We start from the raw sequence: 8,221 nt of genomic DNA, 5'->3' as shown, positions 1-8,221 counted from the left end.
GGGATGATCAGCTTCGCTGGCCTGCGGATCACGTTCCGCCCGGAGAAGACCATCGGCGCCGTCGTCGTCGTCGACGCCGCCGGTATCCAGAAAGAGCTGATTCCGGAAACCCTCGCCGCGACAATAGCACTGCTCGACAGCCCCCAGGGCATGACTCACCTGGCCAAGCTGCACGTCGGCCTGGAGATGGCCGCGGACAACTCCGCAACATTCACGGCAAGGCAACCCAGCCAGCGACACACCGACCAGCATGACCGTCCACGAACAACCGCCACGCAACACCCCGCCGCACCACCGACGGACTCGACGCGGCGACGTCGGCGCTAAAAACCGGTAGACACCACGAACTCGTTCCCGCCAACCAAATCCGGAGTCGTCGCGCCGGGGAACGCGGACGAGCCCGCCATCTCGACCACACGGCACATTCCGCTCCACGTATCCGAAACCGACACAGGAGAGCACCATGAGTCAGCCACGTCAGCCGCAGCCACCAGCGCCCGACCCCAACCAGGACACCGGACGTACCCACAAGGTCCTGCTTCCGCCCGAATGGAACCCACAGCATTGGGGTGGGTGGGAACTGCATGTCAGCAACCCTGTTCCGGACCAGGGCGTGGACTTCGACCTGTACGTCCGGCCCGGCGAGGAAGATGACTGGGGTGTCGGGATCACCTTCGACGCCGCCGACAACCGGTCCCATCTGCTCAACCCGATCACAGTCACCGACGTCAACGGACATCCGTACGTCTTCTGGCCCGACTGCGCTGAAGACGCCCAGGCTCTCCTGTCACAGATTGGCCGCTACGGTTTCGCCCGCCCCATAGCGGACGGGTGGGCAGTGTTCGTTACGGTCACCGCGGCCGCGGCCCGCACCGCCATCGCCGCAGATAGTGCTCTTCACTTGGTCAAACATGGCCTGTTCGGATGGGAATTCGTCGACCTCGACGGGACAGAAGCGCACCGACTTGTTGCCGAGATCGCTGGGAACCACCAAGAAACGATTGACGTGGTCTACTACGCCACCTGGAACGGCGGCACCATAGACAAAGACAGTGTTCGCGTCCTACGCGTATCCCGCGCCTCGATCAGTCTCGCAGAACTGGACACGGAACGAGAAGAGACCGGCCTCGGATGGAATGTCAACACCGCCACCCTCCCGATTTCAGACGAGATCAAGGACAGCGATCTCGTCGCGTACGCGACGGAACAGATCAGGAACACGCCACCGTTCGACTTCCTCGCCGAAGTGATCGGCGACGACCTCGTGGTCGGCGGCGTAACGTACGACCGCGATGTGTATGCGCTCGACGGGGAGGGCGGTGTCATGAAGAAAACCCCAACATCAGCACTTGAGGACCCCGACGCCAACGCAGGGAGTGAGGCGACAGGAGAGACGTCACCTCACCCCGGGGCAACCGGCCCTGTGGCACAGGAAGAAGCAAGGCCGCAGACCCGTGTCGACCGGCCTGGCACGCCAGGAAGCAGGCACGCTGGCATTCTCCCACCCGATGGACAGGCGCGCCGCCGGTAGCACCCCACGACCGGGATTCTGCGGTCTGAGGTCATCCCCACAGTGATCGTCACGACGTGCTAGCAGACGATGTGAGTAGATACCGCACGACTGCTCAAAGGTGTGGCTTCGCATGGGATCGCTCTCGCAAATTCTGTCAGACAATCTCAGGCTATGGCAGCATGGTGCGATGCGTGAACTCGTGTACCGCTCGAACCGCAAGCTCCAAGAAGAATTCGATCTTGGAGCGAAACCACATCTGTTCGATCGAGTAAAGGCGAACATCAAAGTTCCCGTCGGGCTCGGTGAGGTCACTGTCGAAACCACAGGACGTCAGCCAGGTCTTCCGAAGATCGACACCGTGCTCGCGGAACTGGACCGCGATGATCGCGCCCCGGTGTGGTTCACCGATCCTGTGCAAGCGGGTCAGTGGGTGCGCTTTGAGGCTCCGATGAGCTACACGTTGATCGACCCGACCGTGGTCTTCCTCGACGTTGATGCGCCGTCTCCCCACGTATCCCAGCGGCGGTGAGCTGCGGTTGTTGCTGCATGGCTCGGCCCAACACGTGGTCGGGACTGCTCAGCTGCCACGGACGGACGTCGCGGAGTTGACCACGCTGGCGGCTACGCACTCCTCTACCGGCATCGACGCTTCGGCGTACCCATCCATCTTCAACCACTTCGTGGGGCTCATCAACTATGCATCGTGGCCGGACACCGACGGTGTTGAAGAGAACGATGTGCATTCGTTCAAGAACGGCATTCGCGCGGTCGGTCTCGAACACGTGCTGCCCACGGTGAGCCGCCACCTTCACCTGCCGTATACGGCTGAGTGGCTGGCTGGCTGCGCTCGCGTCACGGCTGTCGTTCCTTCGGCGGCTGGACACCGCACGATCCTGTTTGCGACGCCCCTGTATGTCGAGCGCGTTGCGCCACCGGATCCAGACGCGCGCTCCTGAACATCCAGCCGTCGTGTCCGCTGTGGGATCGGGTCGCGCCAGGCGGGGCACGACCGCTCCAGCGCTACGACGGTTGCCGTTGGTCGACGCAGGTGCCGGAAGAGACCGGACCAACCCCTGCTTGGATACGTGAGCCTGGTCGGTGCCCTGCCCCGCCACCCACTGGGGCACACAGCCGCAGCACGTGGATTGAGGCAGTGTGGGGCAGGTCAGCGCTGCCTCGGAGCCGGGGAACCGTCGAGCTGCTGGGCAATCCGGTTGGCGGTCACGGATCGCACATGCTCGCCGACCAAGCGAGATGCCTGCTCGCGCAGGTCCTGAGCGACCCCCTGCGCCGCGTTGAGTACCTGGTCCACGCCGCGGGAGCGGTCTCGGGCGGCGCGATCAAGGTGGTCACCGGCGTGTTGAATCCGGTTGTACAGGGACGCACGGACGATGGTCATGGTTTGACGCCGCACGGTCGCGGGAGCCGGTGCGGCAGCGAGGTCAACGAGTTCCTCCGCGGACAACGCGGGCCCGTGGTCGGCGGGAAGGCGTTCGGCTTCCCAGGCGACGGTGATGGCAGTGACCGGCTCACCACGGCGCGCCACGGCCTGGATGGCCCGCCAGGTCGAGGCGTGGCGGGGTGACGCGGTGAAGTCGCCGGGTTCGAAGCGGTCGAGGAGGCGGCGGTGTTGGCCGGAGGTGTCGGAGAGCGCCGCGGTCAGGACGTCTCGTTCCGCGCGCTCCACCAGTTTGTGTGCCGGGGCAGCCGCCGGCACCACCAGCGGCCCACCCAACAGCGGCGCGTCCCGCTCCTCCAGATCCGCGTACGTCGCGCGATTACCAGAGACGGTCGAGTGGGCGCTCCGTTGCTCAAGGTCAGCCAGATCGTTGACTAACCCATCGTGGATCGGCGAGAACTCACGGGTGTCGACACCGTATTGCGGTGCCCTCACCGGTTGGACGAAATACACGGCCCAGTCCTGCAGACGACGCCGCGCCGAGCTTTCCAACACCATCTGTCCATAGCGGACAAGCAGGTCCGGCCCGTCGTTCGACGCGGCGCCCAGGAAGTCACGCACGCCACCGTGTGGGAGCGGAGTGTCGGCGAACCTGCCGGCGTGTAGCGCTTCCTGGACGGCGACGACGTTGTCGAGGATCGCTGACCTGACATCGGAGTCGTGGAGAATCACCTCTGGATGGATCGCGCGTAGCTCGCCGGCGGCGCGGAGGCCGGCAATGGTGGCGTAGACGGCGGCGTGCTGCGGGTCGGCGAAGTCACCGGCCCGCAGCCACAGCTCCAAATCTGTAAGGCGTTCCGGCCGGTACAGCAGCGTGGCGAGGACGGCACGTTCAGCCAGCCACGTAGCGCCGCCGGTCCAACCCGACGCACCCGCAGCGGTTCCGGCAGCCGCACCGGAATGTGGTGCGTCGAGGCCGGACTCGACACGCGGTGCGGTCATGGTTCAGGCCTCCTCGGTGTCGGCGGCACCACCTCACCGAAGCCGCCGAGCGGGGCGGCGGACTGGGCATCAGCCTCGGCGACCTGCTCGTTGGCGGTGCGCAACCGGGCTTGGAACTCCGTGAGAACGGCGGCGAGTTCCGGCGGCGCCAACTCGTACACCCTCTCCGCCGTCGGCGCCTTCGGGGTGTCCCACACCACGTACCAGGTTCCGGAGCGCAGCACCCAGGTGGGGGTGCCCTCGCCGGTTGTCTCGTCGTTGTGTTGTTCCCAGGCGCCGTCCAGCAGCGCGGCGACCGGGATCATGTCGCCGAGCGGCTGTGTCCACCGCTCCGCGCGCCCGTCCGCGATGTAGGACTCCATCTGGTTCACCGGCATCGTCGCGGGTGGATTGTGGGGAGTGGGGAGGTGGTTCGTGGTCATCGGGTGTGACTCCATCCTGGTTCGTGGTGTTCAGCGATCTTCTGGTGCGTCGCGCTTGCGGTGGTGGCACGCCCCATCAGCGCGTGGACTCGTTGGTCGGCGTAGTCCAACAGGCCCTCGATCGGTACTGCCCGGTTGGTGGCCGCGGTGGTCACTGCGGCCCCGGCGTCCTTGGCGGCTCGGGTGAGCGCGGCGTTGACCACGGTGCGCAGCGAGTTGGCGATGCGGTGGGGTCGCGTTTCCGGGGCGACACGCATCTTGTTGAAGGTGTCCTCGTGCGACATTACCGGTCCGATGTCGGGGTTTCGGAGCGTTTCGTTGTACAGGGACACACGGTTGACGGGTTCACCACGCTCACGAAGCTGCATCAGCAACTGCCAGGTGTTGCGGTGCTCGGGGGCGCTGAAGAATTCGGGCTTCACGTCGCCGTCGAGGTGATGTCCGGTGTGCAGCGCGAGGTGGATCAGGTGCCGTTCGGCACGGCGGAGCCGGAACGCGGCGATCGGGCCCGGACGGGCCGGCTGCCGCGCGGTGGCCGCCGCGGCCGCGACGTCGGTGGCTGCTTGGGCGCCGACGTTCGTTCCGGCGCGGTCCACCGCCTGCGCCCACCGCTCGGTCATCCGGTCGAGGTTGGCTTGCGTGGACAACAGGGTGCTGTGCAGTGATACCGCCGTCAGTTCCTGCCGGGCGGCGGTGCGCAGCGGCCGCATGATCGGTGGCCGGCGCTGCATGCGCACGCCCATGTCGGTCACCTTCCGGCGGATGGCGTCGGCGAGCACGTCCCGCGCCATCCGCATCTGCGCGGATGGGTCGTACACGCCGCGGTAGGGGACCGTTTCTGCCGGTGCCGCATCCGCCAGTTGCAGGATGAGCCCTTCCGGATCCGCCAGCTTGGTTCTGGTGAACCGCTGATTGACCAGCGCATCCAGGACACGCATCCGGTTGCCGGCGCACGCCCACCGCTGCTCTGTGCGATCCGTCAACGTCGACACCTCGGTCAGCTCACGAGCCTGGACCAGCCCACGCACCGTGAGGTAGACCGCGCCCAACTCACGTGAGGAGAACTCGTCACCGACGAGGAACTTCGCCATGTCGTTGAGCCCGTCCGGCGCGTGGATCAGGCTGCCCAACAGCGCGTGCTCGGTCAGCAAATGCGGGTTCGCGCGGTAGAGCCCGACTCTCGGCCCAAGGTCGGTGTCGAGCGAGCCCGAGATGGACCCTTCCATCGGATCCGGGCCGGGGTTCGGCGACGGACCTGACGCGGGAACGGACGCAGCACCCCGTGTGTCCGCTGTGGACGCCTCATTCCCACCCGCAGGTGCGGCAGACGGCCGCACGGCAGTACCGCGTACCCGCGACTCGCGTCGGGGCTCTGCTGGTTCTGGGGCAGGGCGGACTGCGGTGCCTCGGACACGCGAGGTGCGCGGTGGCTCCAGTGCCGGCTCCGCGCTCGGCGCGGCCCCCGGCCGCACGGCGGTGCCGCGCACCCGGGACGTCCGAGGCGGTTCTGCGGCGGGGCGAGCGGCGGTGCTCTCGACCCGCGGTGACGGTGCTGGTGCGGTGGTGACCGCAGCCTCGGCAGTGTCTGCCATGATGATCTTTCCCCCGATTGTTGTTGTATGGCGGTGGTGTCAGCGGGTTCGTCCGCGGCTCGGCTCTGTGGGGCGCGGCACCGCCGGTGTGGCGGTGACCGCCGCGGCAGCAGCTCGTTGGGCAGCGGCGGTCTGCTGATCACCGGTCGCCGTGGCTCGTGCGTCCGCGTCTTCACGCGGCGGGGTATTCGGGTCGTCCGGCACCGCCATGTGCGCGGCACCGCGCTGCTCGTTGGCTTCCGCACGGCCACGCCACGCCGCCGCTTCTTCGATCTCGGTGACACCACCCGGGTAGCGGGTCGCGACTTTCTCCGCGAACCGCTCGTCGTCACTGAACCTGCGAGCCAACTCCAGATCGACCTCGGGTGAGGACACGTGCCCGAACATCGCGAACGCTTTGAGTCGGTCCCCGGTTCTGCGTGGGTCGAGCCCGCCGACTTCCTTCAGCAGCGCCTCCGTCAGCGCCTCGTCAACGATGTCTTGCCAGGTCTCTGCGTTCTCTGCGATCACGGCGTCCGCCGATACGGTGGCCGCGCTGCGCTCGCCGCGGTCCTCCTCGGTGCGCCGTTGGCGCTCGGCCGCCTCGTTGGTCGCGCGCATGAGCCCGGGGAACTTGCGGGCCAACACCGCGTCGACCTCGGAACCCCACCGGCCCAGTCCGGTTTTGGCCTCAAGGCGGTGCTGCGGATTGGTGGCCTCCAGTCCTTCGGCCCAGCGCAGCGCCTGCTGTGGACTGGACACCTGGTCCAGCCGCAGCCGGTTCGGCACGACCTCACCGTCGACCACGGACGGTTGATCCCCGGCGCTCGCCGACGAGGTTGTCGGGTCAGGACCGGCCGCTGGCTGGGGCCCACGCACGGCCTGTTCGTAGTTGGGTGAGGACCTCATTTCGGTGAGCGTCCAGTGCGCCAACGCGGGTGGTTTGCGCACGTTCTCTGACCACGTCGGCACATTTCGCACGAGACGGGCGAGCGCTGCGGGGTCGGCCCCGACCCGCACTACCTCTTCGTTGGCGAGTGCGCACAGTTCGCGCCACGCGGTGTGATGGGGATGTGTGGGGTCCTTGACGATGATCCTGTCTGCCAGCCGCGGAGGCAGTTCAGCACGCAGGGCTGCTTCCCAGGCATCCTCGCTCAACACCAGCGGAGCGCGGTTGCGGCCGGCCCCAGATGCGGCCGCCGACGCTGCCGTCGCGTCAGCCGGGGCTGGTCCGCGAACTACGTCTGCGGCCATCTGTTGCAGGTGGGTGAGATCGGCGGGCGTGTGGTGCTCGCGCAAATGGCGGCACAGGTCGATCGCGTCCTCGTCGTCGCGGCAGACCACCAGCAACGTCGAGGTCGACATGCCCGTCGCGGTATCCCAGGTGTTGGCCTCCACACCCCAACCCCGGCCCACCTGCGCGGTCCATACCGTGAACGACTCCTCACGCTGTACTCGCAACTCGGCCGGAATCCGGCGCAGCCACTCCTGCTGCTCGTCGGCGGTCATCGGCCGTACCGCCGGCTCCGCACGGGCATCGTCCAGGCGAGAAGCGTGCTCGGCGTCCGCCTCGGCCAGTCGCCCTTCCATCTCGAGTCGTTGCCGCCGGCGTGCCGACCACTGCGAGATCAACGCGATGGTCTCGGCCCACTGACGGATGTCCGTCGCCGTCAGATGTAGTCGTGGTGGTTCCTCACTCAATGCAATCCCCCCGATGTGTGGCTACCGCAAAATGACCCGTGTTCGCGACCCGCGATTCTCAACGCCACGCACAGACGGTCTGTGACCAATCGGCCAGCCGCAATGCCGCCACACGCGATATGTCAGCGGCACATCGCAAACCATGCATCAGAAACGACCAGCGGTCCGACGTGGATAGCGAACCTCAGGACACAGGCGCACCACACGGTGCCATGGTCTCTCCCCCTTGCGAGACTTCCCCAAGAACCAATGTAACCCCATCAAGCGCTGAAGGGTAGATCGCCGACACGACACGATCCAGCCTCATGAGAAACATCGATCCCACCAGTCAAAGAAGGCTATCAGGAACACCAGGAGGTAACAGAAAACGCAGGAGTGGTGAGTCGGCGATAAGTTCATGCGCAAACGCGTTCGGTACGTTTATCGTGTGACTGGGGATAAACAGAGGGGAGCGGGAGTGAACGGCGAGATAAATGAGATACCACCAGAGAATTCGTCGGCAACGTCGCCCACAGAGGTGATCGCACGTAATCTCAACGCGTTGTTCCACAAGGACAAGCGGGCCGACCGTCGGAAGGTCACGAACCAGGAGGTCGCTGAGCACGTCACTCGC

Annotated in this window: 8 protein-coding genes; 4 read left to right on the top strand and 4 right to left on the bottom strand. The window is 66.4% G+C overall.

Annotation, left to right across the window (positions count from 1 at the left end; translation table 11 throughout):
* From ACJ73U_RS14195 to ACJ73U_RS14180, 4 genes are all read left to right on the top strand, one after another.
* Window positions 1–327, top strand: a 327-nt coding sequence (locus ACJ73U_RS14195; RefSeq protein WP_407778070.1) for a hypothetical protein, incomplete at its 5' end; no start/stop codon positions are given.
* Between the two features lie 136 nt (window positions 328–463).
* The gene (locus ACJ73U_RS14190; protein WP_407778069.1) at window positions 464–1,531 is read left to right on the top strand and encodes a hypothetical protein; all 1,068 of its coding nucleotides are present in this window, start codon (window positions 464–466) and stop codon (window positions 1,529–1,531) included.
* 169 nt (window positions 1,532–1,700) lie between these two features.
* Window positions 1,701–2,042 carry an SAVMC3_10250 family protein gene (locus ACJ73U_RS14185; RefSeq protein WP_407778068.1) on the top strand — a complete coding sequence of 114 codons (342 nt, stop codon included), beginning with the start codon at window positions 1,701–1,703 and terminating at the stop codon, window positions 2,040–2,042.
* Window positions 2,008–2,469 (top strand): SAVMC3_10250 family protein, encoded by a 462-nt coding sequence (locus ACJ73U_RS14180; protein WP_407778067.1) that lies wholly within the window; start codon window positions 2,008–2,010, stop codon window positions 2,467–2,469. The genes ACJ73U_RS14185 and ACJ73U_RS14180 overlap by 35 nt, the downstream gene beginning before the upstream one ends.
* Window positions 2,470–2,678: 209 nt before the next feature.
* Here ACJ73U_RS14180 and ACJ73U_RS14175 read toward each other — a convergent pair whose 3' ends face one another.
* The 4 genes from ACJ73U_RS14175 to ACJ73U_RS14160 form a co-directional block, all read right to left on the bottom strand.
* Window positions 2,679–3,914, bottom strand: a complete 1,236-nt coding sequence (locus tag ACJ73U_RS14175; protein ID WP_407778066.1) for a DnaB-like helicase N-terminal domain-containing protein — start codon at window positions 3,912–3,914, stop codon at window positions 2,679–2,681.
* Entirely contained in the window at window positions 3,911–4,336 is a 426-nt protein-coding gene (locus ACJ73U_RS14170; RefSeq protein WP_407778065.1) for a hypothetical protein, read from the bottom strand. The genes ACJ73U_RS14175 and ACJ73U_RS14170 overlap by 4 nt, the downstream gene beginning before the upstream one ends.
* Window positions 4,333–5,562, bottom strand: a complete 1,230-nt coding sequence (locus tag ACJ73U_RS14165) for a DnaB-like helicase N-terminal domain-containing protein (RefSeq protein ID WP_407778064.1) — start codon at window positions 5,560–5,562, stop codon at window positions 4,333–4,335. Before ACJ73U_RS14165 ends, ACJ73U_RS14170 begins: the two co-directional genes overlap by 4 nt.
* Window positions 5,563–5,967: 405 nt before the next feature.
* On the bottom strand, window positions 5,968–7,305 hold the full coding sequence (locus ACJ73U_RS14160; RefSeq protein ID WP_407778063.1) for a hypothetical protein: 1,338 nt from the start codon (window positions 7,303–7,305) through the stop codon (window positions 5,968–5,970).
* Window positions 7,306–8,221: the final 916 nt, after the last annotated feature.

The sequence above is a fragment of the Actinophytocola sp. genome, assembly GCF_045807065.1.
Lineage (GTDB): Bacteria > Actinomycetota > Actinomycetes > Mycobacteriales > Pseudonocardiaceae > Actinophytocola.
This window is presented reverse-complemented; position numbering and strand designations above follow the sequence as displayed.